26 protein-coding genes are annotated in these 25,059 nt (G+C 65.2%); 17 read left to right on the plus strand and 9 right to left on the minus strand.

Annotation, left to right across the window (positions count from 1 at the left end):
- Positions 1–35: 35 nt before the first annotated feature.
- Positions 36–884 (minus strand): diaminopimelate epimerase, encoded by an 849-nt coding sequence (gene dapF, locus AC3CBN_RS04760; protein ID WP_488635673.1) that lies wholly within the window; start codon positions 882–884, stop codon positions 36–38.
- Positions 884–1,246 carry an LPS translocon maturation chaperone LptM gene (gene lptM / locus AC3CBN_RS04765; RefSeq protein WP_488635674.1) on the minus strand — a complete coding sequence of 121 codons (363 nt, stop codon included), beginning with the start codon at positions 1,244–1,246 and terminating at the stop codon, positions 884–886. The genes dapF and lptM overlap by 1 nt, the downstream gene beginning before the upstream one ends.
- Before the next feature lie 157 nt (positions 1,247–1,403).
- Between lptM and AC3CBN_RS04770 the strand changes: the two genes are divergently transcribed.
- Positions 1,404–2,087, plus strand: a complete 684-nt coding sequence (locus AC3CBN_RS04770) for a hypothetical protein (protein ID WP_488635675.1) — start codon at positions 1,404–1,406, stop codon at positions 2,085–2,087.
- A gap of 155 nt (positions 2,088–2,242) precedes the next feature.
- Here the strand turns inward: AC3CBN_RS04770 and AC3CBN_RS04775 are convergent, their stop codons facing one another.
- A complete protein-coding gene (locus AC3CBN_RS04775) occupies positions 2,243–2,716 on the minus strand; it encodes a GNAT family N-acetyltransferase (protein WP_488635676.1) in 474 nt (157 codons plus the stop codon).
- Positions 2,717–2,915: 199 nt separating this feature from the next.
- On the opposite strand from AC3CBN_RS04775, the gene AC3CBN_RS04780 reads away from it, so the two are divergent.
- Positions 2,916–4,400 (plus strand): RimK family ATP-grasp domain-containing protein, encoded by a 1,485-nt coding sequence (locus AC3CBN_RS04780; protein ID WP_488635677.1) that lies wholly within the window; start codon positions 2,916–2,918, stop codon positions 4,398–4,400.
- A 187-nt stretch (positions 4,401–4,587) separates the two neighbouring features.
- Here the strand turns inward: AC3CBN_RS04780 and AC3CBN_RS04785 are convergent, their stop codons facing one another.
- Positions 4,588–4,842 (minus strand): hypothetical protein, encoded by a 255-nt coding sequence (locus AC3CBN_RS04785; protein ID WP_488635678.1) that lies wholly within the window; start codon positions 4,840–4,842, stop codon positions 4,588–4,590.
- 169 nt (positions 4,843–5,011) lie between these two features.
- Here AC3CBN_RS04785 and aroE point away from each other — a divergent pair, with 169 nt between their 5' ends.
- From aroE to AC3CBN_RS04810, 5 genes are all read left to right on the plus strand, one after another.
- Entirely contained in the window at positions 5,012–5,842 is an 831-nt protein-coding gene (gene aroE / locus AC3CBN_RS04790; protein ID WP_488635679.1) for a shikimate dehydrogenase, read from the plus strand.
- Between the two features lie 383 nt (positions 5,843–6,225).
- On the plus strand, positions 6,226–7,995 hold the full coding sequence (locus tag AC3CBN_RS04795; protein WP_488635680.1) for a peptide-N4-asparagine amidase: 1,770 nt from the start codon (positions 6,226–6,228) through the stop codon (positions 7,993–7,995).
- Between the two features lie 166 nt (positions 7,996–8,161).
- On the plus strand, positions 8,162–9,178 hold the full coding sequence (locus tag AC3CBN_RS04800) for an energy transducer TonB (protein WP_488635681.1): 1,017 nt from the start codon (positions 8,162–8,164) through the stop codon (positions 9,176–9,178).
- A 57-nt stretch (positions 9,179–9,235) separates the two neighbouring features.
- Entirely contained in the window at positions 9,236–9,526 is a 291-nt protein-coding gene (locus AC3CBN_RS04805) for a hypothetical protein (RefSeq protein WP_488635682.1), read from the plus strand.
- A 129-nt stretch (positions 9,527–9,655) separates the two neighbouring features.
- On the plus strand, positions 9,656–10,195 hold the full coding sequence (locus tag AC3CBN_RS04810; protein WP_488635683.1) for a hypothetical protein: 540 nt from the start codon (positions 9,656–9,658) through the stop codon (positions 10,193–10,195).
- Positions 10,196–10,200: 5 nt separating this feature from the next.
- On the opposite strand, the gene AC3CBN_RS04815 is transcribed toward AC3CBN_RS04810, so the two are convergent.
- The 3 genes from AC3CBN_RS04815 to AC3CBN_RS04825 are packed head-to-tail and all read right to left on the minus strand — an operon-like array spanning position 10,201 to position 12,812.
- Positions 10,201–10,533, minus strand: a complete 333-nt coding sequence (locus AC3CBN_RS04815) for a low molecular weight protein tyrosine phosphatase family protein (protein ID WP_488635684.1) — start codon at positions 10,531–10,533, stop codon at positions 10,201–10,203.
- Positions 10,530–11,066: a gamma carbonic anhydrase family protein gene (locus AC3CBN_RS04820; protein ID WP_488635685.1), complete on the minus strand. Its 537-nt coding sequence runs from the start codon at positions 11,064–11,066 to the stop codon at positions 10,530–10,532. The genes AC3CBN_RS04815 and AC3CBN_RS04820 overlap by 4 nt, the downstream gene beginning before the upstream one ends.
- A gap of 24 nt (positions 11,067–11,090) precedes the next feature.
- The gene (locus AC3CBN_RS04825) at positions 11,091–12,812 is read right to left on the minus strand and encodes a patatin-like phospholipase family protein (RefSeq protein WP_488635686.1); all 1,722 of its coding nucleotides are present in this window, start codon (positions 12,810–12,812) and stop codon (positions 11,091–11,093) included.
- 124 nt (positions 12,813–12,936) lie between these two features.
- Here AC3CBN_RS04825 and AC3CBN_RS04830 point away from each other — a divergent pair, with 124 nt between their 5' ends.
- The 10 genes from AC3CBN_RS04830 (at position 12,937) to AC3CBN_RS04875 (ending at position 22,853) form a co-directional block, all read left to right on the plus strand.
- The gene (locus AC3CBN_RS04830) at positions 12,937–14,979 is read left to right on the plus strand and encodes a M3 family metallopeptidase (RefSeq protein WP_488635687.1); all 2,043 of its coding nucleotides are present in this window, start codon (positions 12,937–12,939) and stop codon (positions 14,977–14,979) included.
- A 61-nt stretch (positions 14,980–15,040) separates the two neighbouring features.
- Positions 15,041–15,820, plus strand: coding sequence for an exodeoxyribonuclease III (xth, locus tag AC3CBN_RS04835; RefSeq protein ID WP_488635688.1), 780 nt, complete (start codon positions 15,041–15,043; stop codon positions 15,818–15,820).
- Positions 15,821–15,860: 40 nt separating this feature from the next.
- Positions 15,861–16,538, plus strand: a complete 678-nt coding sequence (locus AC3CBN_RS04840; RefSeq protein WP_488635689.1) for a YecA/YgfB family protein — start codon at positions 15,861–15,863, stop codon at positions 16,536–16,538.
- 180 nt (positions 16,539–16,718) lie between these two features.
- Complete coding sequence (locus AC3CBN_RS04845; protein WP_488635690.1) at positions 16,719–17,552, plus strand: pirin family protein; 834 nt, start codon at positions 16,719–16,721, stop codon at positions 17,550–17,552.
- Between the two features lie 335 nt (positions 17,553–17,887).
- Positions 17,888–18,346, plus strand: coding sequence for an SPFH domain-containing protein (locus AC3CBN_RS04850; protein WP_488635691.1), 459 nt, complete (start codon positions 17,888–17,890; stop codon positions 18,344–18,346).
- Between the two features lie 162 nt (positions 18,347–18,508).
- Complete coding sequence (gene rsmG, locus AC3CBN_RS04855; RefSeq protein WP_488635692.1) at positions 18,509–19,144, plus strand: 16S rRNA (guanine(527)-N(7))-methyltransferase RsmG; 636 nt, start codon at positions 18,509–18,511, stop codon at positions 19,142–19,144.
- 40 nt (positions 19,145–19,184) lie between these two features.
- On the plus strand, positions 19,185–20,060 hold the full coding sequence (locus tag AC3CBN_RS04860) for a ParA family protein (RefSeq protein ID WP_488635693.1): 876 nt from the start codon (positions 19,185–19,187) through the stop codon (positions 20,058–20,060).
- Between the two features lie 2 nt (positions 20,061–20,062).
- Positions 20,063–20,935 (plus strand): ParB/RepB/Spo0J family partition protein, encoded by an 873-nt coding sequence (locus AC3CBN_RS04865; protein ID WP_488635694.1) that lies wholly within the window; start codon positions 20,063–20,065, stop codon positions 20,933–20,935.
- 606 nt (positions 20,936–21,541) lie between these two features.
- Positions 21,542–22,258, plus strand: coding sequence for a glycosyltransferase (locus tag AC3CBN_RS04870; RefSeq protein WP_488635695.1), 717 nt, complete (start codon positions 21,542–21,544; stop codon positions 22,256–22,258).
- A gap of 226 nt (positions 22,259–22,484) precedes the next feature.
- A complete protein-coding gene (locus tag AC3CBN_RS04875) occupies positions 22,485–22,853 on the plus strand; it encodes a DUF488 domain-containing protein (protein WP_488635696.1) in 369 nt (122 codons plus the stop codon).
- A gap of 12 nt (positions 22,854–22,865) precedes the next feature.
- Here AC3CBN_RS04875 and AC3CBN_RS04880 read toward each other — a convergent pair whose 3' ends face one another.
- Complete coding sequence (locus AC3CBN_RS04880) at positions 22,866–23,825, minus strand: patatin-like phospholipase family protein (RefSeq protein WP_488635697.1); 960 nt, start codon at positions 23,823–23,825, stop codon at positions 22,866–22,868.
- 154 nt (positions 23,826–23,979) lie between these two features.
- A complete protein-coding gene (locus AC3CBN_RS04885) occupies positions 23,980–24,963 on the minus strand; it encodes a helix-turn-helix transcriptional regulator (RefSeq protein ID WP_488635698.1) in 984 nt (327 codons plus the stop codon).
- Between the last annotated feature and the right edge of the window lie 96 nt (positions 24,964–25,059).

A 25,059-nucleotide genomic window follows, 5' to 3' on the forward strand; every position in this document is an offset into this window, starting at 1 on the left:
GCGGGTCCGAGTGTGCGATGTCAGGGTGTCGACTTTCAACGTGTCGCTGCCGAACCCAGCCATTCACCCTCGAACACGAAGGTGGCCGGCCCGGTCATCCACAAGGTCTGACCCGGCCCGGCCCAGTCGATGATAAGCATGCCGCCAGGCAGCTCGACGCGCACGCGCTCGTCGACTTCGCCCCGGGCACGCATCACCGCCATCGCGGCGCAGGCGCCCGTGCCGCAGGCCATCGTCCAGCCGCTGCCGCGCTCATGGACGCGCAGACGCAGGCGGCCGCGATCGACCACCTGCGCAAAACCGGCGTTGGCGCCCGTGGGGTAACGCTCATGTGTGGTCAGCAAGGGGCCGAGGCGGAACAGCGATGGCGCGCGCAGATCGGGCACCACCACCACGGCGTGCGGATTGCCCATCGACACCGCGCCGATCTCTAGCACCTCGTCGCCCACTTCGATGGCGTAGCGGTCCGCCGCCACGTCGGCGCGGAACGGAATCTGCTGTGGATCGAACGAAGGCTCGCCCATGTCCACGGTGACTTCGCCGGGACTGGTCAGGCGTACCGTCACCGGACCCGACGGGCTCTCCAGCCGCACCGTGTCGCCGATCGCCAGCTCACCCGCACGATGCAGCCAGGCCGCCACGCAACGCACGCCGTTACCACACTGGCCCGAGGGCGTGCCGTCGGCGTTCCAGATGCCGTAGTAGAAGGCGCACGACGGATCTCGCGGCGGTTCGATGCTGATCAGCTGGTCGAAGCCGACGCCGGTGTGGCGGTCGGCGATGTCGCGAATCTGCCCGTCGTTCAGCGCGAACGGCTGGCTACGGCAATCAAGCATGACGAAGTCATTGCCGATGCCATGCATCTTGGAAAAGGGCAGTTTCATCACATGAACTTGCCGCCGGTGATCCGGCCGTCCTTGTCCAGCTCGGCGAAGTAGCGGCTGTTGTTGTTGCGGAATTCGCGCGTGGCGATGCTGCCCGGCAACACCAGCTGCACTTCCGGATACGCCGCGCGAAATTGCTCGGGCGTCGGATGAGTAGCGATGAAATCGTCGAACGCCTTCATGTCGGTCACGAAACCATGCACGGGTGCCGGTCCGGCCGGGTGCGCCGCCGGCGCGGGAGCCACCGGTGCCGCAACGGGTGCCGGCGTGGGCTTGGGCATATAGAGCGGCCCCTTGTTGCCGCAGCCGGCGAGCAAGGCAAGAGCGGAGCACAGCGGAAGCAACAGGAGGGATCGGCGCATGTGAGAGGTTCCGGCAGGGACGGGGGCAGTATAGGGAACCCTCAAAATCGTGGCGAGCCAAGCGCTTGAGAGAGCACAGCCGCGTCGTTTCCGCCGGCTAGCCGTTATCATGCGGCCGTCGCCGCCCCGCGCGGTACGGAAGTAACGAAGTACGAAGATGGACTGGACCGCGCTGCTGCGCTTGCCCACGACGATCCTGCTGATCCTGGCGGTGATCGCGCTGTTGTTTACCCTGGTACAGCTGGTGGCCCTGCGCCAGCGCATGCATGACGGCCGACGGCTGGCGGCGGTCTGGCGGGCGCTGCTGCTGCTGGTGGGGTTTGCCATGACCTTGCTGCTGGCGGGCGTGAGTTTCACCCTGCGCGGCTATCGCCTGCTGTCGGAAGAGACGCCAGTGGCGGACATCGATGCACACATCCTCTCGCCTCAGCGCTGGTCGCTCACCTTGCACTGGCCCGATGGCGCCACGCGGCAGGTGTCGTTGGCTGGCGATGCCTGGCGCGTGGAAGCGGTAGTGCTGAAATGGAAACTGCCGGCCATGCTGGCGGGCCTGCCGCCGCTGTACCGCCTGGACCGCGTCTCTGGCCGCTACGACGACCCGGCCGATGAAACCCACGCGCTACGCACGGTGATCGATTTCCGCGAGGCGGGCGCCTTCGACCTGCTCGACCTGCACAAGCAATACCCGCGCTGGGTGCCCGATGTGGATGTTTTGTTCGGCAGCGGCGTGTTCTTGCCGCTGGTGGACCAAGGACATTACACGGTGAGTCTGATGCGCACGGGGGCGTTGGTGGCCAGGCCGGATGAGGCGACCGAGCAGCGCATTGCGCAGCCGTTTTAGGCTCTTTGTCTTCCTCTCCCCTCTGGGGAGAGGACCGAGGTGAGGGGTCAATCTTGCGATGAGGCAAGCTCGAAGCGGGTTTCATCGAGGCCCTGTCGCGAGCACCCGCCCCTCACCCCAACCCTCTCCCCGGAGGGGAGAGGGAGCAAAGTTCGTCACGCCAGCTTCTTCTCATACCGCCACGCGTCGGCCCCATCGCCGTAATAGCGCTCGTAGCGACCGATGCGCGCATAACCCAGCCGCTCGTACAGCCGAATCGCTACATCATTGTCGGCGCGCACTTCCAGTCGCAGCGACTTGCAGCGGCGGCGTTTCGCCGTGTGCTCGGTCGCTTCCAGCAGCGCGGAACCCACGCCCTTGCCGCGTGCCATCGCACTCGTGGCGATCGAATACAGCCGCGCCACCTGCGAGCCCTTGCGGAAGAACACCACCGCGGTGCCCAGGAAGCGGCGGTGATTGGCGCTGGCCACCAGCACCTGCGCCGTTTCGCTGTCGAGGTGGCGGCGGTACTGCGCCCGGCTCAGGCGATCGGTGGTGAAGCTGTTCTCTTCCAGCGCGACCAGGTCATCGAGATCGGAGAGTTCGGCACGGCGCACGCGCACGGCCGCGGTCGCGGGCATGGGGGTCATCAGCAGTGGATCTCGTCGGGCGCCGGTAAGCCAAGCGGCGCACTCTAGCCCCCGAGACCCCCCGCGGCAATCGTGACCTGTGGCGCATTTAGGCGAGCTTCAGTGCAGCGGTCATTCCTGTGCCACACTGCGCGCCTTGTGCGGTGCCGCCCCGTCCCTCGCGTGACGACACTCCTGTGTTCCATCAGACAGAGGTGTCATGACCCGTCTCGTCATCGTTGTCGAGAAGGCCTCCGATTGGAGTTCTTACTATCCGTCCGTCGACGTCGTCACTGCGATGGACTACCTGCGCGAGCCCGTCGGCGGTGACGACGAGCGTACGCACGTCATCAACCTTTGCCGCAGCTACAAATACCTGGGCACCGGCTACTACGTGTCGTTGCTGGCGGAGGCGCGCGGCCACCGCGTGATGCCGTCCGTGCGCACGGTGAACGACCTGCGCCGCCGCTCGCTGTACGGCCTGGACATCGAGGACCTGAGCACCAAGCTCACCCACTTCCTGCCTGCCGGCGGCCGTGACACCACCGACTTCGGCATCCTCGTCTACTTCGGGCAGACCGCTTACCCCGCGCTGCAGGATCTTGCGCGCCAGGTGTTCGAAACCTATCCGTGCCCGTTGCTGCGCATCGAGTTCGAACGCGACCGCGTGTGGCAGATCAGCGCGATCAAGCCGGTGGGCCTGCACACGTTGGACGATGCACAGGAAGACGCCTTCGCCGAGGAGCTGGACGGCTTCAGCAAAAAGCTGTGGCGCAAGCCCAAGGCGCGCAAGCGGTTCCGCTACGACATCGCCATGCTGGTGGACCCGGCCGAGCAGATGCCACCGTCGAATAAGAAGGCGCTGAAATCCTTCATCGCTGCCGGCAAGGAGCTGGGCATCGAAGTCGACCCGATCGGCAAGAACGACTATCAGCGCCTGGCCGAGTACGACGGCCTGTTCATCCGCGAAACCACCGCCAGCGACAACCACACCTACCGCTTCGCGCATCGCGCGGAGAAGGAAGGCATGGTGGTGATGGACGACCCGGCCTCGATCCTCCGTTGCACCAACAAGATCTTCCTCAACGACCTGATGGTGGCGCGCAAGCTCGCCGTGCCGCGCACGGAGATCCTGTATCGCGACGACAGCAAGGGCCTGAAGGACGTCGCTGCGCGGTTGGGGTATCCGCTGGTGCTGAAGATTCCCGACGGCTCGTTCTCGCGTGGCGTGGTGAAGGTGGAAAGCGAAGAGGCATTGGGCAAAGCCTCCGCCGAACTGTTCCAGCACAGCGCGCTGCTGCTGGCGCAGGAATTCGTCTACACCGAATACGACTGGCGCATCGGCGTGCTCAACAACGAGCCGCTGTACGCATGCAAGTACTACATGTCGCGCGGCCACTGGCAGATCTACAACCACGGCGCCAAGGGCACGGCCAAATCGGGTGGCTTCGAAACGATCGCCGTGCGCGACGCGCCGGCTGAAGTGGTGAAGCTGGCGCTCAAGGCCACACAGGCCATCGGCGACGGTCTCTACGGCGTCGACCTCAAGCCAGTGGGCGACAAGCCGGTGGTGATCGAGGTGAACGACAACCCGTCGATCGATGCCGGTGTGGAAGATGCCTACCTCGGCGAGGACCTGTACCGCCGCGTCATGCAGGAGTTCCTGCGGCGCATGGAGCGCAAGCGGCTGGGCATGGCTGGCTGACAGGCCGCCATGCCCCTGATGGAGCGCTATCGGCAAACGGGGTGATTCCGGCAGTCCATCCGTGGACTGCCGTCACGCCAGCGCGATCCTTCGCGCCGTCCCTGCGAGGTGCCCGCCATCCCAAGCCATCGCAGAAGGCCCACACCGCAGCACTCCGGCCGCGGCCATCCACTGCCAAGTGAATTCTTTAGTTCCAGATCAGCCGCGAAGTGATGCGGCGACGAGGACGCACCAGCCCAAGCAGCTGCCGCGGTAACGCCGGCTCCAGAGCCAGGAGCATCACCAGCGGCGCGCCAACTAGCCAAAAAGCGGGCGTCCAGCCGAGCTCACGCGTGTGCGCCGGCACCAGGGTGGTCAGCAACAGCAGGCCGCCGGCCAGCAGCCACAGCAGGGCCGGGCCGAGCAGGTGCTCGTGATGGGTGACGGAGGCGTTCGTGCGCATCGGCGTGTTCCGTTGGTGTCGATGGGCAAAGCCTGCATTGCGCCGATCTCATAGGTTGCGATGGCAACCACGGCGCGGGTTGCCGGGCACCCACTGGAGTCCGACCCGCTAAAATGGGTGGACCCGCTCGGATCCATCCGGGCGCGAATTGAAGCCATGAGGAGCGCACATGAGTGCAGGACAGTTCGCGGTGTTTGGCCACCCCATCAGCCATTCGCTGTCGCCGCAGATCCACCAGGCTTTCGCCCGTCAGTTCGGGCTGAAGCTGGAGTACCGCACCATCGATGCCGCGCCTGCGGAGTTTGAGTCCGCCGTGCGCCGGTTCTTTGCCGACGGTGGTCGCGGCGCCAACGTAACGCTGCCGCACAAAGCGGCGGCGTTCGGGTTGGCCGACGAAAGCAGCGAGGCGGCGCGCCGTGCAGGTAGCGCCAACGTGCTCACTGCCCTGCCGGGCGGGCGCCTTGCCGCGCACAACACCGATGGCGAAGGCATGGTGCGTGACATCACCGAACGCCACAGTGTCGATCTGCGCGGCCACACCGCTCTGCTGCTCGGTGCGGGCGGCGCTGCGCATGGCGTGGCGTGGGCGCTGCTGGACGCGGGCGTGGAGACACTCACCATCGTCAACCGCACGCCGGAAGCCGCCGATGCGCTGGCCGACGCCATCGGCGACCCGGAGCGCGCGCATACGCGTTATTGGGAAGACCTGGCCGACCTCGGCGCCTTCGACCTGATCGTCAACGCCACCTCGGCCGGCGTACTGGGCAAGTTGCTGGATCTACCGTTCGCCATCGTGGGTAACCGCGCGTTGTGCTACGACCTTTCTTACGGCAAGGCCGCCACCGGCTTTCTCGCCTGGGCGCGCACGGCCGGCGCACGCTACGCCTTCGACGGCCTCGGCATGCTGGTAGAAACCGCTGCCGACGCTTTCGAAGGGTGGCACGGCAAGCGACCCGACACCGATCCGGTGTACGTCGAACTGCGCAAGCAGTACAGCTGAACGGCGCGATGTGCCGGCGCCGGTCCCAGCAATGAACACTTGAGCTGCCGCGCCGGCTGCATCGCGCCCTCGATCTCGTCGCCGATACCGGGCATGCCGCAGGGCAAGCCCGCCGGTGTGCGCTGCGTGCAGCTTACCCATGAGAATCGCTGCGCGATCTTCTGCCAGCCCGCGCGCCCCGCAGTCTGCTCGGCACTTCGTCCGGCACGCCATGGCTTATCTCAAGGCACTCAAAGCCGCGAGTCGCGCGGCCTGACGAAGCTTTCACAACGCTGGTCACAGATCGGCAGAGCCACTCACGCAATGGACGTATGGACGTCCGCGCGCCACATACCCGTGCTAGCGTGCCCAGCGCAGGGGGCACATCACGGGGAGTGAACGTCATGGTGCCTGGGGATTTTGTCCGCCATCGCGTGGTGGCTGCAGGGCTGCTGGCTATGCTGGTCGGCGGATTCGCCGTGCAGGCCAGCGCCGATCCGGTGATTGGTTCGAACAATGTCGTGACGGCCGATCCGTCGGTGCCGCGTCCGCCGGGTCAGCCCTGCGTCGTGACACTCTTCACCGACGTGACGTTCACCGATTTCAACACGCGGCCTTACAGCTACGCGCCGCCCACCAGCTGCACGGGCGCCTGGGCGAAGGTGGTGCTGGAAGCGGACTTCTCGGTGACGGCCGGTCGTCAGTTCGACCGCACTGCTACGTTGTGGCTCGGCGGTGTGAACCTCTACTTCGGTACCACGCAGGAGCCGTCGGCCACGGTGTCGCCCGCGTGGCATGTGGAGCGTGACCTTACCGACTACGCCACGTTGCTGCGCAACGCCGGGCAAGGGCAGGCGATCATCGGCAACGTGGTGAACGGCACCTACACCGGGGTGATTCACGGCAGCGCGCGCTTGCTGTTCTATCCCGCTACCGCGCGAGCCCGCGCGGCGGACGTGCCCGACGTGGTGTATCCGCTGGGTAGCGATCCGGTGGGCAGCACCACCACCTTGAATACATCGACGGACAAGCTGGCGCGTACACTCACGTTGCCACGCAACGTGGAACGCGCCTACCTGGACGTGTTCACGCAAAGCCAGGGCGGTGATGAGTTCTGGTACACCTGCGTGCCTGACGAGTACGCATCGCAAGCCGAGGAATGTGGCGGCGGCAATTTCCGCGAAGCAGAAATCAGTATCGACGGCCAGCCGGCGGGCGTGGCACCGGTGTATCCGTGGATCTACACCGGCGGCATCGATCCGTATCTGTGGCGCCCCACGCCGGGCGTGCAGACGTTGAACTTCATGCCGTACCGCGTCGACCTCACACCGTTCGTTGGCCAGCTCAGCGACGGCAATGCGCATGAGGTTGCCTTGCAGGTGGCAGGCGCGCATGGCTATTTCTCCGCCACTGCGACGTTGCTGGTGTATCGCGATGCGCATGCAAAGCAGGTAACCGGCAAGATCACACGCAACACGCTGGTGGGCCAGGCGCCGACGTCGGTGATCGGCAGCACGCTGGCTACCGCGAGCAATGGCGACGTATCCGGTGACATCACCACCCGGCTCGATCGGCATTTCGTCATTGAAGGCTATGCCACGACCTCGCATGGCCGCGTCACCAGCACGGTGACGCAGAACGTGGGCTTCGACGATCGCCAGGGTTTCACCATCAATGCCAGCACGTATCGCCAGCAGACCTGGCAGCGCACATGGTCCGACAGCGTCAGCCAGAGCCGCCTCGGCAACCTGCTCACGGTGGAGCGCCATGAGCACTTCAGCTATCCGTTCACGCTCGACTACAACCAGCAATTGACCAGCGATGGCAACACCAGTGCGGCGACCACCGTGCACCAGGGCTACGCGCAGCATGCCGAGAGCCGTCTGTTCGGGATGACGTTGTATGCAGCCGACGTGGACAACACCGTCGACAGCGCAGACACGCTGGTATTCGACGCCAGCGGTGCGTTGAGTAGCCACAGCGGCCAGCAGAGCGCGCAGTCATTCGCCTTCCACGATTCGCTAGGCGGTTGCTATCGCGCTTCGCTCACCACGCAGGCGGGCGCATTGGCAAGTTACAACGCAGGCCAGGGTTGTCCCGATCAGCGTAACCGGGTGTCGTGGTTTGCGCATCCGGATGGTTCGCCCGATAGCGTTTTACTGCCGGGACGCTGAGTTCGGGTGCGTGGTGGCTCACATGCGGCGAAACCCCGTTCGCCGCGTGTGAGCCACGTCACGGCTCGCGACAACCAGCAACATCTTCGCAACATGGCTTCACTAAGCTGGCGCGCCCTGACGGCGCGCTAGTGCGTCGGGTCCCCTCGCCCACTTCGCGTTGCCCATGTCACACGCCTCCCTGCGTCGTACCCAAGGTGTTGCCCGCTACACCTTTCTCATCGTGCTTGGCCTGGTGGTCACCGCAGCCGCGGTGATTTTCTGGCTGCTGACGTCCCGTGCCGAAATGGATGACCAGGCACCCGCGGTGGTGGCGGCCACAGGGCCGGTCGTGCGTGAAGGCGTCGGCACGGACGCGCTGCTGCAGCACGCGCGCCAGGCCATAGCCGAGCAGCGCCTGTTGGCACCCGCCGGCAACAACGCGTTCGAACTCTACCTGGCCGTACTCCAGCGCGAACCTGGCAACCGCGTAGCGCAGGACGCGCTGCGGGAAATTTTCCCGTTTGCCGCGCATGCGGCCGAGCAAACCATCAACGACGGCAACGATGCCGACGCACAGCGCCAGATCGAGCTACTGACACGCGCCGATCCGCATAACTACACGCTGACGTTGTTGCAATCCAAGCTGCAAGCGCAGCGCGATGCCGTCGCGCAGCAGGAACTGCAAGTCCAGCAATCGGCCAGACGCGAACAACCGGCGCCAGTGGTAGTTTCCGTCAGCCACGCCGCAACGCCCACACCACCCGCCGCACCAGCGGCAATGCCAGCCGCCCCGCCCGCGCCTGCTGCCAAACCCACGACCAACCTCACTTCGGCCGAACAGACCATCGCTCAGCTGCATGTCGAATCGACGTCAGTAGAAGCGGCGCCACGCGCGGTCGCACGCACGCGCAACGTGGTGGTGGCGGACACCAGTGGCGCCACGCCAGTGCTCACCCGCCGCGTCGAACCGGCCTATCCGGCCGAGGCGCGTCGCGCGCGTCGGCAAGGCTGGGTCGACGTGACTTTCGTCGTGCAGCCGGACGGTTCGGTGAGCGGTGCAAGCGTGGCCGATGCCGATCCCAAATATGTCTTCGATCGTGCCGCGCTCGCCGCCGTCGCACGCTGGCAGTTCACCCCGGGCATGCAAGACGGCAAGCCGGTGGCGGCCCAGGTGCGTCAGCGCATCGAGTTCCGTCTTTGAACGGGTGACCGGCGCGACAGGCACATAATCGGATGAGGCTTGTCACGGAGGAATGCCATGCATCGCTCGTTCGCCGCCGCTGCGCTCGCCATGGCAGTTGCGTTGGGAGGTTGTCACGACATGACTCACCCGACGCCCACGCCCGTGCATGGCTACGTCACCGACATGAAGGCGTTCGACGCTTTCGTTGCCACCCGTCCCACGCCGGAGCAATTTCGTGCGACGTATCCGGACGTGCAGCTGGTGATGCCCGGTAGCATCATCACGCTGGAGATCCGCACCAACAACAGCCGCTACTACCCCGAGCTCGACAAGGACGGCCGCATCGTTGGTGGTCATTTCAGTTGAGCGGGTTGCGTCGGTTTGGACGTCCAGACAAGTCACATCGCTGACATCTGGCGCCGCTAATGTGACAGTTCCGTCGGGGCGCCTGAGGGCAGGTGACCTTGTGCGCGGTCGACCCATTGCAGCGGTGCCATGTCCAGTCCTGTTTCCCCTGCGCCGAACCGGCGTGTGCTTGTTGTCGCTTCCCTCATCGCGTTGACCGTTGTGGCCGGCGCCGCCTTCTGGTGGTCGCATGGCAGTAAGGGCGGCACCACGGCGTCGGCGGACGGTCAGGCGTCCGGCAGCAAGGACGACGGTGGCGTTGGCATTCTGCTCGACCTGGCCAAGACCGCCGAGAGCGAAAAGCGCCTGGTAGCGCCCGCGGGCAGCAATGCCTATGAGTTTTACCTCAGCGTGCTGCAGCTCGACCCCAACAACAAGGTGGCGCAGGAAGAGTTGCACGAGTCGTTTCCCGTAGCGTCGGCCGACGTGGAACGAGCCATCAACGACAACAGTCTGGACGAAGCGCAGCGCGAGCTCTCACTGCTGCGGGAATTCGACGGCACCAACTACATCCTCTCGCTGCTGGGCGGCAAGCTGGATGCGCAACGTCAGATCCAGATCCGCAAGGACGAAGCGCGCGCCGCGGTTATCCAGGCACAGCAGTCGGCGAACAGCGGCTCGATGCAGTAAGCGCATCAACGCAGCAACGGTCCCGCCTTCTTCAGCAACAGCTCGACCAGTTCGGGTTGCATGAAGTCGTAGCGATCAGGAATGTCGAGGCAAACGACGTGCTTGCCTCGCAGTCGCGCACCGTAACGCGCCTGCAGACGGCGGCGATGGGTGGCTTCCATCACCACGATGGTGTCGGCCCAGTCGAGCTGATCGGCGGAAAGCTGCGTCTCCGCATCGTCAGCCAGACCCGCCGAATCCACTTCGAGCTGCGCCCATTCGCCGAACACCGCAGCAGCGGTGGGGCTGCGAAGCCGATGCCGGCTGCAGAGAGACAGAACGTGGCGCGGCGCCGTCATTGCGCGGCGAGATACTCGTCTTTCAACCGGACATAGTGATCGGCCGAGTAATGCAGCTGCTCGACCTGCTTGTCACTGAGCAGGCGCACCATCTTTGCCGGATTACCCAGCCACAGTTCGCGCTCGCCCACCACCTTGCCTGGCGGGATCACGCTGCCCGCGCCGACGAAACCGTATTTCTTCACCACGGCGCCGTCGAGTACGACGGCATGCATGCCGATCAGGCAGTAGTCCTCGATGGTGCAGGCGTGCAGCACGGCGGCATGACCCACCGTGACGCCTTGGCCCACGATGGTGGGAGTGCCGCCCGGTGAATACGGGCCATCGTGGGTGACATGGACAATGGCACCGTCCTGCACGTTGGTGCGCGCACCGATACGGATAAAGTTCACGTCGCCGCGCAGCACCGCACCGGGCCAGATCGATACATCGTCGGCGAGTTCGACCGCGCCGATGACGGAGGCCATCGGGTCGACATAGACGCGCTGATGCAGGGTGGGCCAGATGCCCTTGTATTTGCGTAGTGGATCCATCGGCCTATGGTACCGCCCTTGCCGCTACGGGATGTTCTTGTCGTGTGCTTCGAGCACCTTGAGCGTGTGCAGATAGCCTGAATCCATCGCGCGCTGCCAGTCTTTCCAGTCCAGCATGCCGATGTGCTCCAGCGGCGGCGTAATCAGCAGGTCGGCGCGATCGCGTCGATGCTCGCTCGGGCCTTCGCTGTTGACCATGGCGGCACGCACCAGCGTGGATACCAATCCCGGCCGCCGGATTTCCTGGCGATGCAGCAGCAGTTGCCACCACGGGGGCGTGGCGAATTCCTCGGCGGTGGTGAGCAGCGAGATGTCGGCGCGGATATCGAGCGCGGTGATGTGCGCGATGCCGTCGTCGGCCATGACGTCCGTGGGCAGGTTGTCGACCAATGCGCCGTCCACAAAGACGCGGCCCTGGTGCAGCACCGGCGGCAACACGCCGGGAATCGCGCTGGATGCACGCAGCCACAGCCATAGCGGGCCACGTCGGTGCACCACCATGCCCTCGCCGGAAAGACAGGTGGACACGCAGAAGAACGGCAGCGTGAGGTCTTCGATATCGAGCGCGCCGAACGCGCGCCGCAACATCGCCGCCGCGCGCCGGCCACGGGTGAGCGCCACGATCGGCAGCGTCCAGTCCGACAGTGGGCGACCCTCGACGAAGCTGCGGCGAAAGGTTTCCACCATCTCATCCAGATCCCAGCCCGCGGCCACGCTGGCACCGATGATGGCGCCGATGCTGGTGCCACCTACCGCATCGAACGTGTGGCCCGCTTCGCGCAAGGCGCGCAGTGCGCCCAGGTGCGCCACGCCACGTGCGCCGCCGCCAGCCAGCACCAGCCCTCGCGCATGCCCGCTCACCAACCGCGCCAGCCGCGCGATGTCCGCGCGGCCACCCACGTGGTGATGCTGCAGTTCGCCGCTGAACTGCGCCCGCCAGCGTTGGGCGGCGCCCAGGCTGGGTTGTCTCCCGGCGTGCAGCAGGATCAGGTGACGGGGCCGATGGCCGGCGTGCGAAGGGTGTCTCGGCATCGCTTCCGGCCAGGGACGTGCCGGTTGCGATGCGAGTGCGGGCAATAGCAGCACGTCGGCCTGGCGCAGGCAGCGTTGTCGCCAATGGTTGTCGCCGGTGCTGTCCAGGTAGATGACGAAACGCGCCTGTGCTTCGCGCTCGGCGAACCAGTCGCTGCCCCGGTCGGCTCCATGTTCGGCATCGATCACGATGCAGTTGCCCCACTGCTCTAGCTCCATCGCCAGTTGCATGGCCAGGGAGCGGGCGGGCACCTCTGCGCTGGCCGGCAGCAGGGCGAACGTGCGGGGTGCCCCCGGGTTCTCGTCGCCTCGCATGCGCGCCTGCAGGCGGGCGATGGCCACCCGCGCCACACCGAGCATGGCCTGCGGATGCTGCCGCGCCAGTGCCTCGCAGGCGGTGCGGTCCAGCCGCAGCAATTCCGAATCGCGCAGTGCCCGGGCCGTGTACTGGCGCCCTTCGCCGGTGATCAGCCCGATCTCCCCCACGCTGTCACCGGCAGCCACCAGACGGACACGCTCGGTTGGGCCTTCGAACACGCCCAGGCTGCCGCTTACCACCAGGTACAGCGCGTCCGCGGGGTCGCCCTGGCGAAACAGCGTGTGGCCGCCGGGGAGGGAAAACCATTGGAGTTCAGGGACCAGCGCGGCAAGCGCTTCGTCCTCCAGGTGCCCAAACACATCGCATCGACGCAGCAGGGCGGAGAAATCAGGCATGGGCATGGCGCGAGGTTAGGCGGGCGATATGACAAATCGTGAGCGCGGGCCCGTCCGGGAAGGTTCCTGCGCTTGATTTCGCCAGAGTGCGTCGCCACGCTGGCGGACGACTGGAGGAGATTTCATGGAACAAGACAATCCGCTGCTGGCCGACGACGCACTGCCGGCGTTTTCGCAGATCCGGCCCGAGCAGGTCACGCCCGCCATCGACACCCTGCTGGCCGACTACCGCGCCGGCATCGATGCGTTGACCGCACCCGGCGCACCGCATGACTTCGCCAGCGTGATGCTTACGCAGGAACGGCTGGAACAACGCCTGGCGCGAGCCTGGTCACCGGTGAGCCATCTGCATTCGGTGGCCGACACCGAGGCGCTGCGCAAGGTCTACGGTCCGGCGGAAGAAAAGCTCACCGAGCACGCCATCGAGGTGGGCCAGAACCGCGCGCTCTACCAGGCGGTGCAGGCGCTGGCCGATGCGCCGGACTTCGCCGCCCTGCCGCGCCCCGAACGCGCGCTGGTGGAACATGCGCTGCGCGATTTCCGCTTGTCCGGCGTGGCGCTGGAAGAACCCGCACGCTCCCGTTATCGCGAGATCGGCGTCGAGCTGAGCCGCCTCTCTACCGAATTCTCCAATGCCGTGCTCGACGCCACCGACGCCTGGCACGAGCACATCACCGACGAGCGTGACCTGGCCGGAGTGCCCGACTCCAGTCGCGCCGTGCTGCGCCAGTACGCCAAGGAACAGAACCTCGACGGCTACCTCGTCACTCTCAAGCAGCCCAGCGTGCAGGCCGTGTTGACCTACGCCGACAACCGCGGCCTGCGCGAGCGCGTGTACTGGGCCTACCAGACGCGCGCGTCCGACCAGGGACCGCAGGCGGGCAGGTTCGATAACAGCGAGCGCATCGAACGCATCATGGCGCTGCGCCATGAAGCTGCCGAGCTGCTGGGCTTCGTCAATGCGGCCGAGGAATCGCTGGCCACCAAGATGGCCGGTTCGCCCGCACAGGTGATGGAGTTCCTGCACGATCTGGCCCAGCGCGCCAAACCGGTCGCGCGCGCCGAGCTGACCAAGCTGCGCGAATTTGCCACCAACGAGCTCAAGCTCGACAACCTTGAATCCTGGGATGTCGGCTACGCCTCGGAGAAGCTGCGCCAGCAGCAGTACGACCTGGACGAAGAGCAGCTCAAGCCCTACTTCCCGCTGCCCTCGGTGATCGATGGCCTGTTCGATCTCACCCAGCGTCTCTACGGCATCTCGCTCAGCCTGCGCGAAGGCGTCGACGTGTGGCATCCGGACGTCCGCTATTACGACGTGCGCGATGCGGATGGCCGCGTGTTCGCCGGTGCCTATGTCGACCTCTACGCTCGCACCGGCAAGCGCGGTGGCGCATGGATGGACGTGTGCCGCGCCCGCTTCCGCGACGGCGACAGCGAGCAGTTGCCGGTGGCGTTCCTCACCTGCAACTTCGCGCCGCCCACCGAAGGTCGCCCCGCACTACTCACGCACGATGACGTGCTCACCCTGTTCCACGAATTCGGCCACGGCCTGCATCACCTGCTGACCGAGATCGCGCTGCCGTCAATCGGCGGCATCGACGGCGTGGAATGGGATGCGGTGGAGCTGCCCAGCCAGTTCATGGAGAACTTTGGTTGGAATCGCGAGGCGCTGGACCTGTTCGCGCGCCATTACGAAACCGGCGAACGCCTGCCCGACGTATTGTTCCAGCGCATGCTGGCGGCCCGTTACTTCCACGCTGGCTTGTTTCTGGTGCGGCAGCTCGAATTCGCCATGTTCGATTTCCGGCTGCATCTGGAATACGACCCGACGCAGGGTGCGCGCGCCATCGGCGTACTGGAGGAAGTGCGCCACGAGGTGGCCGTGCTGCATCCGCCCGCATGGCAACGCTTTCCGCATGCGTTCTCGCACATCTTCGCCGGCGGTTACGCGGCGGGTTACTACAGTTATCTGTGGGCCGAGTTGCTCAGCGCTGACGCCTTTGGCGAATTCGAGGAACACGGCGTGATCGATCGTCCCACCGGCGACCGTTTCCGCCGCGAAATTCTCGCCGTCGGCGCCAGTCGTCCAGCGATCGAAAGCTTCATCGCTTTCCGCGGCCGCAAGCCAGAGCCGGACGCGTTGTTGAAGAGCCACGGTCTCGCCTGACCGACGCCGCCGCCTCGCAACGGGCGGCGGTTCCGGCGCATCCATCGCTTACAATGACTCCATGAAAATCGCCTCCTGGAATGTGAATTCGCTGAAGGTGCGGCTGCCGCACCTCACGCAATGGCTCGCCGATGCGCAGCCAGATGTCGTGGCGTTGCAGGAAACCAAGCTGGAAGACGCGAAGTTCCCCGTCGATGAGTTGGCGGCGGCGGGCTATCGCGCGGTGTTCTCCGGCCAGAAGACCTACAACGGCGTCGCGCTATTGGCGCGCGCCGATGCGCACGGCGACTTCGAGGACGTCGTCACCGACATTCCGCAGCTGGACGATCCGCAGCGACGCATCCTTGCCGCCACCATTGGCGGGGTGCGCGTGATCGATCTCTACGTGGTCAACGGCAAAGCGGTGGGTGACGAAAAATACGACTACAAGCTGGACTGGCTCGCGAAGGTGCGGGAGTTCCTCGCTCGCGAAATCGAACGTCATCCGAATCTGGTCGTGCTGGGTGATTTCAACATCGCGCCGGACGACCGTGACGTCTACGATCCGGTGGCCTGGGGCGAGGACATTTTGTGCTCGCCGCCGGAGCGCGAAGCACTCAAGCGCATCACCGATCTGGGCCTGCACGACAGCTTCCGTCTGTTCGAACCGAACGGCGAACACTTCAGCTGGTGGGACTATCGTCAGGCTGCGTTCCGGCGCAACATGGGATTGCGCATCGACCTGGTCCTGATCGGCGACGCCCTGAAATCCGCGGCGAAGGCAGCCGGCATCGACCGCACGCCGCGGACCTGGGAACGACCTTCCGATCACACGCCAGTAACGGTGGATCTGGATATCTAGAAATGCGGTCGCGCGTGACCGATTTGCAAACAGGCTGCTGATGAATACACCCAAGACCGATTGGCCCAGTTCGCTGGACGACAACGAGCTGGACGAACTGGACCGATACCTGCGCGCCCACGTTGGCGACGGCGATCTGCTGCTGGACGGTGTGCACGGCCTGCTCTCCGCACTGTCGGTAGGTCCGATAGAGGTGCTGCCGGAAGAATGGTTGCCCGAAGTGCTGCACGAGCCCTTCGCGGACGAGACCGAAGGCAACCGCGTGCTGGCCTTGTTGGCCAAGCTCAACGATTCGATCAGCGCTGAACTGGACGTCGAGGCCTACGAGCCGATCCTCGGCGAGGTGGATACCGAGGCCGGCCCCGTGCTGTCCGCTGCCGGCTGGTGCGAAGGCTTCAGCCGCGGCATCGACCTGCACGCCGGGTTGTGGGAAAAGCGCCTGGCTGACGATCCGCAGCTGATGGAACTGCTCGGCCCGGTGATGGCGCTGGCGGTAGATGAAGGCGTCCTCAACGCCGACGCGGAATTCGAAAAGCTCAGCGACGACGAATACGACGAGTGCCTCACCCAGGTACCGACCGTGCTCGGCGCGGTGAACCAGTACTGGCACGAGCATCCAGTGACCGAGGCCGAAGTCGAAGCCGCCGTGCGGCCCGACGAGGAGACGGAGCCGGAAACATCGCCGCCGCGTCAGCGCAGCGGGCATTGGGTGCATTGAGGGCAGGGATGATGAGCAGAGGTGAGACGCGGGCGTGTCGTTAACGCCGGGGTGTCCCTTACTTCTTGCGTCTCTTCGCGCACTCTCGCTTTTCGCGAACAATCCGTTCCCGTTTCACGTCTTGGGCGCGGGCACGCGCGGCATCATCATGACGGGCAGTCAACTTACGGGAGCCTGGCCATGACCGAACGCAGCATTCTTCGTCGCATTCGCGGCATCGACACCTCCGATGGTGCGGGCGTCAAGCTCAAGCGCGTCATCGGCCAGCCGGGGCTGGACATGCTCGATCCGTTCCTGCTGCTGGACGAATTCCGTTCCGACCAGGCGGGCGACTACATTGCCGGCTTCCCTGAGCATCCGCATCGCGGTTTCGAGACGGTGACGTACATGCTCGCCGGCCACATGAAGCACCACGACAACCACGGCAACAGTGGCGATCTCGTGCCAGGCAGCGTGCAGTGGATGACCGCCGGCCGCGGCATCCTGCATTCGGAAATGCCCGAGCAGGAAGACGGCCTGATGTGGGGCTTCCAGTTGTGGGTGAACTTGCCGGCGAAGGACAAGATGATCGCGCCGCGCTACCAGGACATCGGCCCCGAACGCATTCCGGTGGTACGCCCGTCCGAAGGTGTCGAGGTGAAAGTCATTGCCGGTGAATTCGATGGCGTGAGCGGGCCGGTCGCCGAGATCGTCACCCAGCCGATCTATCTGGATATCGCAGTGCAGCCGGGCGCGTCCGTCACCATTGCGTTGCCGGAAGGCCACGCCGGATTTGCCTACGTGTTCGACGGCACGGACGCGGACGTGGCTGGCGAACTGCTGGCACGCAGCGAACTGGCCGTGTTGTCGCGCAGTGGCAGCCTGCGCGTCGCCGGCCGTGACGCGGCGGCTCGCGTGCTGCTGGTGGCCGGTCATCCGCTCAACGAAAGCGTGACCCGCTATGGGCCGTTCGTGATGAACTCGCCTGAGCAGATCCACGAGGCCATCGCGGACTTCCGCGCAGGCAAGTTCTAAGACTCTCGGTTCTCCACGCGTAGAAGCGTTCTGGCTCCGGCCGGAACGCTTTTTCGTGCGCGCGTGGCAGCGGGGGCGCTCAAGGTCACATGTCCCTTGCCGTTAAAACTTCGTAGGGGAAAATCTGGCATGAAGGCGCCCGTTGGCGCGGTCGATGCATGCCCTCTGTGCCTGCCACTTGGGTCACAAAATCAGGCACATAGCCCGAATGACCAATTGTAAGAAGGTCTTAGTTCGTCGTTAAATTGGCATTAATCCAAGGGGACGCAAGCGGCTGTACTATCAACCTACAGTCTTTGCGAAAGTTCCACACATAACTAGCTGTATTTATTGCCATGAATGCCCTGATTACACTCATTGTCCTGGCCTTGCTCGCGATGTTCGCCAACGCGGTCAAGCGTGTGCCGGCCGACCAGGTGCACAGCCTCTACCGGCGCGGCAAACCCTATCGGCTGTTGCAGCCCGGCGTGCACATGGCGCTGCCGCTGATCGACCACGTGGAGCACCACATCAACCTCAGCGGCCAGGTGCTGCGTTTTGAGGAGCTGCTGCCGGATGCGCACGACGTGCGCGGCACCGTCTATTGGCAGGTGCTGGAACCGGAGCGGGCTGATGCGGTGATCGAACAGGCCGACCAGTTGATCCGCGGCGGTGCCTTGGCGGCGCTGCGGCTGGAGCCGGAGGCCTTCAGCGCTAACCGTCGTGACCTCGTTTCGCGCCTCAAGCAGAGCATGAACGGCTCGCTGCGCGAGCGCGGCATGATGGTGACCCGCGTGGAGCTGGAATTCGCCTGACCGACGTCAAAGTTGGCAGGCACATGGCGAAGGCCGTCCCAGAACGGCCCGCTCAGGGGAGACCCTTGAACCCGCTTCGGCGGGTTTTTCTTTGTCCTCACGCTGGCATCGCGGGCGGTGCGCCCGGATACTTGCGGCCCCGTTTCTTCAAGGTGTTCCCTGATGACCTCCCGCCACGACCTGCAAACCCGGCTGGAACGCGGCATCGCCGCGCTTGGCTTGCAGCTGCCGGCGGATGCGGTGGAACGCCTGCTCGACTATCAGGCGCTGCTGGCGCGCTGGAACGCCACCTATAACCTCACCGCCATCCGCGATCCGGCCGAAATGGTGAGTCGCCATCTGGTCGATTCGCTGGCGATCGCCCCGTACGTGCAGGGTGAGACGCTGGCGGACCTGGGCACCGGTCCCGGCCTGCCTGGCATCCCGCTGGCCATCGCGGCGCCGCAGCGGCAGGTGCTGCTGGTGGACTCCAACGGCAAAAAGGTGCGCTTCCTGCGCGAGGCGATCCGCTCGCTGAAGCTGGAGAACGTACGGGCCGTGCAGTCCCGCGTGGAAGAGGTGGAGGGCCAGTTCGATTGCGTCACCGCACGCGCCTTCGCCAGCCTGGCTGACATGCTGGCCTGGGGTGGTCATCTTTTGACCAAGGACGGCATCTGGCTGGCCATGAAGGGCAGGCATCCGGAGGAGGAACTGGCGGGCGTGCCGGCCGGGTTCGATGTGCGAGCCATTCATGTGCTGCGGGTGCCGGACGTGGGCGGTGAGCGCCATCTCGTCGTGCTCGGCCGGGCAGGCTGCTAATCTAGCCCCCTTTTCACTCCCTCACGGTATCGACGACACCATGGCCCGCATCATCGCTGTCGCCAACCAGAAGGGCGGCGTCGGCAAGACCACCACCGCCGTCAACCTCGCTGCCGCGCTCGCTGCTGCCAAGCGCAAGGTGCTGCTTGTCGATCTCGACCCGCAGGGCAATGCGACCATGGCGTCGGGCGTGGACAAACACGAGGCCAAGCCCAACGGCTGCGAGGTGTTGCTGGAAGAAGCGCCGATCGAGCGTGCCATCGTGAGGACCGAGGCGAACTACGACCTGCTGCCCGGTAACGGTGACCTCACCGCTGCCGAGTTGAAGCTGATGGACGCGATCGCACGCGAGAGTCGGCTCAAGGAACAGTTGGTCAAGATCGTCGGCCGCTACGACACCATCCTGATCGACTGCCCGCCGTCGCTGCACCTGCTCACGCTCAATGCGCTGACGGCGGCTGATGGCCTGCTGATTCCGGTGCAGTGCGAATACTTTGCACTGGAAGGCCTTTCGAGCCTGCTCGACACCGTGAAGGCGGTGCGCCAGCGGTTGAATCCCGCGCTCGAGATCGAAGGTCTGCTGCGCACCATGTACGACGTGCGCAACAACCTGGGCAACGAAGTATCCGCGCAGCTCACCAAGCATTTCGGCGACAAGGTGCTGCGCTCGATCATCCCGCGCAACGTGCGCCTGGCCGAGGCACCCAGCCACGGGCAGCCGATCCATCTGTACGACCGCAGCTCGCGCGGTGCCATCGCATACATTGGCCTGGCCGGCGAGATGATTCGCCGCGAACGTGGGCAAGCCGCCGCGGCTGCCGGTGAAGTGGTGACGCCGATGCTGCACGACGACACCGCCCACGGCGGCCTTGCAGACGAGACGCTCGACGATATCGTCGACGTCCATCAGGAGTAAGTATGTCCGCTGCGAAAAAACGGGGCCTGGGACGCGGGCTCGACGTCCTGCTGGGCGGTGGCGACGACACCGGCGCGCCGTCGGTGCTGGAGCAGGAAGGCGAGTTGCGTACGCTGCCGATCCAGCGGATCCAGCCGGGCAAGTATCAGCCGCGCCGCCACTGGGACGACGAGGCGCTGGACGAACTGGCCGCCTCCATTCGCGCGCAGGGCCTGATCCAGCCGGTGGTGGTTCGCGCCATCGGCAACAACATGTACGAACTGATCGCCGGTGAGCGCCGCTGGCGCGCCGCGCAGCGCGCGCAGCTGTCCGAGCTGCCGGTGCTGGTGAAGGACGTGCCGGAAGTGGCCGTACCGGCCATGGCGCTGATCGAGAACATCCAGCGCCAGGACCTCACCCCGCTGGAAGAAGCCGATGCGCTCAAGCGCCTGATCGACGACTTCGACCTCACTCACCAGCAAGCCGCCGACGCGGTGGGCCGTTCGCGCGCCTCCGTGTCCAACATGCTGCGCCTCACCGAGATGCCGGAATCGATCAAGCGCCTGCTCGATGAGAGCAAGCTGGAGATGGGTCACGCCCGCTGCCTGCTGACCTTGCCCGAAAGCCTGGCCGAAGGCCTCGCGCTGGAAGCGGCGCGCAAAGGCTGGAGCGTGCGGGAGCTGGAAGACGCCGCCCGCCGTGCGCAGACCGCGCCCAAGGGCAAGGCCAAGAGCGCACCCTCGCGCGACCCCAACATCGCCGACCTGGAGCGCCAGCTGGCCGAGCGCTTTGCCACCCGCGTGGAGCTGGCGCAAGGGCGCGGCGGGCGCGGCAAGCTGGTGATCCATTACCACAGCAATGACGAGCTGGAAGGGATTCTCGGCAAGATCCGCTGAAAGGCGAGGCGAGGGAGTTCTCCCTGCCGGCCTGCTGGAAAGTGTGAAGCAGGGACTGGGGCAAGACTGGCCCCTCACCCCAACCCTCTCCCCGGAGGGGAGAGGGAGCAGAGAATGCGCTTCGCTTTAAGCCCTCGGTGCTCCGACGCGTCGCGGTGTAGCCGCGGTCCTTGAGGTAGCACGGATCGTGGCCGAAATCCTCGGCAGCCAAAGGTTGTATTCCGCATATCGCTGTGAGCCCTTAAGGCCATTTTCTTTGGGTTACTTTTCTTTTGGGCCAGCAAAAGAAAAGTGACTCGGTCACCGGCAGGCGATCGAAACGCCCGCCGCGTCCCACGGGGACTTCCTTCGGTCGTAGGCGGCACACTGGCGGAAGAGTCGAACCAAGAACGAAAGTCACTGGATGACCAGCCCTTCGGCTGTTGAAAAGCGCTTCCTGCGTTCGCAGGGATGACGATAGGGGAGGCCGGGTAACGCCGGTCGCGCACAGGGTTGCACCCCTACAGAAAGAGCGAAGCAGAAAACCCGCTCCTGACGCCAAGCCCTCCACCCACTAGAATGGCGCCCTGGCGCCACGCGCCCCCTGTTCCAGACAAGGCCCTCCCCATGCCCCAACTGTCCGTCGTCGTGCCGGTGTTCAACGAGCGCGACAACATTCCGCCGCTGCTCGCCGAAATCGCCGCCTCGCTGCGCGGCAAGATCGACTTCGAGATCGTGTATGTGGACGACGATTCCAGCGACGACAGCGTGGCTGTGCTTGCCTCCGAAAAGCCGAGCTACCCGGAGCTGCGCATCGTGCGTCACCTCACTCGCAGCGGACAGAGCACCGCGGTGTGGAACGGCGTGCGCGCCGCTCGTTCACCGTGGATCGCCACGCTGGACGGCGATGGCCAGAATGACCCGGCCGATATTCCCAAGCTGCTCGCCTCGCGCGAAAGCGCGGCCGCGAACGTGCGCCTGTTTGCCGGCTGGCGTACCACGCGCCGCGACAGTTTCAACAAGCGCATCTCGTCGAAGGTCGCCAACGCGGTGCGTTCGCGCATGCTCAAAGACAGCACCCCCGATACCGGTTGCGGCCTGAAGCTGTTCGACCGCGAAGTGTTCCTTCGCCTGCCCTACTTCGACCACATGCATCGCTACCTGCCGGCGTTGGTCAAGCGCGCGGGCTTCCAGAGCAACAGCGTGCCGGTGGGACATCGTCCGCGCACGGCGGGCACCTCCAAGTACGGCATGCTCGATCGCCTTTGGGTAGGCATCGCCGATCTGCGCGGCGTGGCCTGGCTGATGCGTCGTGGCAAGGTGACCCAGGTCGAGGAAATCTGAGTCGCCAACCGCTTTCTGCCGGAGCGCACCCAGTCCGCGACAAGCCCACCACCCAGGGTGGCTGGTGAAGCGGTGACGACGGAGCATCCGAAACGCGACGACCCAGCACGTCGGCGACGCTGCGGTCGCGCACAGGGTGCGCTCCTGCAGGAGAGCGTCGCTGGGCCTCGACGTATTTTTCATCGGCGTATGCTGATCATTTCCGCTTTGCGGAGGCCGCCCTGGCATGAGCATCGTCGTCAAACGCGTCTATGAGCCTGCTGCCAAGTCCGATGGTTATCGCGTGTTGGTCGATCGCCTGTGGCCACGCGGGCTGAAGAAAGAAGACGCCGCGCTCGATGAGTGGACCAAGGAACTGGCGCCGTCGCCTGCGCTACGAAAATGGTTCGGTCACGATCCGGCGCGCTGGGAAGGCTTCCGTCATCGCTACGCCACCGAGCTCGATGCCGCCGCGGAATACTGGCGGCCGCTGGCGACACAGGCCTCGCGCCACCGCATCACACTGTTGTTCGGTGCTCGCGATGAGGAGCACAACAACGCGGTCGCACTGAAGTGCTATCTCGATGCATGGCTCAAGGCTCACGGGCCTCAATGAGGCCGGCGGCTACTACGGGTTGGGCATGAACTTGCCGCGATGCGTTGGCTCCCAGTCGGTCAACGCGCGCCTGGCCTGCATGCGGCCCAGTTCGATCAATTCGCGGGCGCGATAGAACTCGTACACATTGGCAACGTTGCGCGGCATGCGGATCAACAGATCCGGCTCGTACGCAGCCAGGCGCAGGCGCGAGAGATTGGCCTGCATCAGGTCCATCGATTGCGTGAGCAGTTCCAGCATGTTCGGTTCACGTGGCTTCACGCTTCCATGCGGAATCAACTTGCCGATGAAATCCCCGATGCGCGCGCGATAGCCGTTCGACGTCTCAGGGTTTGTGGCCGGTATCTCCTCCGGCGTGGCGGTATCCGGCGGACCATCCATGCTGACGGCGAACAGGTAGTCAGCCGTTTCGCGGATCAACGGCGTTACCGGCAAGGGATTGAGCAACCCGCCGTCGACCAGCCGGCGCTCCGACAGCGTGTGCGGACGAAACACGGTGGGGATGGCGATCGACGCGCGAATCGCGTCGAACAGCGAACCCCGCGTCAGCCATACCTCGCGCTCGCGATCCAGGTCGGTGGCGACGGCGGTGAAGGCCAGCGGCAATTCCTCAATGCAGGCATCGCCGATCAGTTCGCGCAGCGTCTCGATGATGCGCTCGCCCTTGATCAGGCCACCGCCCGACAGCGTCCAGTCAACCAACCGCAATACGTCCATCTTGGCCAGCGCGGACACCCATTCGCGATACACATCCAGCTTGCCCATCGCGTAGATGCCGCCGACCAGTGCACCCATCGACGTGCCTGCGATGGCGACGATCTCGTAGCCCTGCGCTTCGATCTCCTCGATGGCACCGATATGGGCCAATCCCTTCGCTCCGCCGGAACCAAGTGCGAGCGCCACGGTCGGTTTGCGGGTGGCAACAGTTTCCGCGGGAATGGCTGAGGATTCGGCGATGTCGGTGAGCTTCATGGAACCTGTGGCGTGGCGGCGGGCGGAGACCCTAGCCTCGCCTCGGCGCGGTGCGATGGCAAGCCTTGGAGCCTGCCGGCATCCACGCGCGCGAGCGTGTCGTCATCCCGGCCCGCACCGGAATGGCCCTATCCATCGATACCGTGGTGCGTCTTCAGCGCGGTGGTTGCTGATAACCGCCCAATGCCAGCTGCAGCTGGATCTTCATTTCCTCGCGCAGCGACAGCGGCGCGACCACCTCCGCATCCGGCCCGTACTTGAGTACGTCCATCAGCAGTTCCTTGGAGTTGGAATAGGGCACCTGCAATTCGTAGCGACCGTCGGACAGCCATTCGCCTTTCTGCTGCGAATGCCAGTGTTCGTCGGCCACCCAGCGCGCGGCATGCTGCGAGAAGCGCAGTGTGGCCCACGCCTTGGGCTTGCCGGCGAAGATGCCGTAGCTGGAGGCAAGCGCGTCATTGAGTTCCTGCTCCGGTACATCGCGCGCCGGTTCGTTCTGCGCCTGCGGTTCGGCGATGCGATCGACGGCGAAGCTGCGCAGCGCCTCGCGATCGTGATCCCACACGTCGAGGTACCAGTTGTCGCGGTAATGCGTCAGCCGCTGCGGCGACACCTTGCGATGACTGTCTGCGTTGGTGGTGCGCGCGCGATAGCGGAAGTGCAGCTGCTTGCGCTCAAGCACGGAGCCGGCGACGATGCGGAACACTTGCTGGTCAAGCTTGCGCTCACCCCATGCGATCACACGGATGCGCTCGATAGGCAGCGCCTTGCCACTTCCCTGATCGGACAGCAGATGTTCGATGCGCGCCTTGAATGGCGCGAGCGCACCCGCAAGTACACCAGGTCCGCTGCGCCCGATCAGTTCGTTGAGCGCGAGCAGCGCAGCCAGTTCGTCCGACGTAAGCCAGAGGCCGGGCAGTTCGAAACGCTCGCCCTCGCCCACCGCATAGCGGAACGCGGCATGTTCGCCGCCTGCGCTTTCGATGGGTGCACCGAGTGCGTCGCGCAAAAACGCCACGTCGCGATACAGCGTGGCACGCGAGCATTCGAGCTCGTCCATCAGGCGCGGCAGGGGCACCGGGTAGTGCGCCGATTTGAGCAATCGGTGCAGTGTGAGAATGCGCTCGTAACGATCCATGAAATTTTTTTCGACGGCAGCCTCCGCGTAGCATGCGCACCGTTGGCGGCTGCCGCAAGTCCACCAGACGGCGGACGCCGGCCAGATCACGCGGTA

Source organism: Dyella sp. OK584 (genome assembly GCF_057787755.1).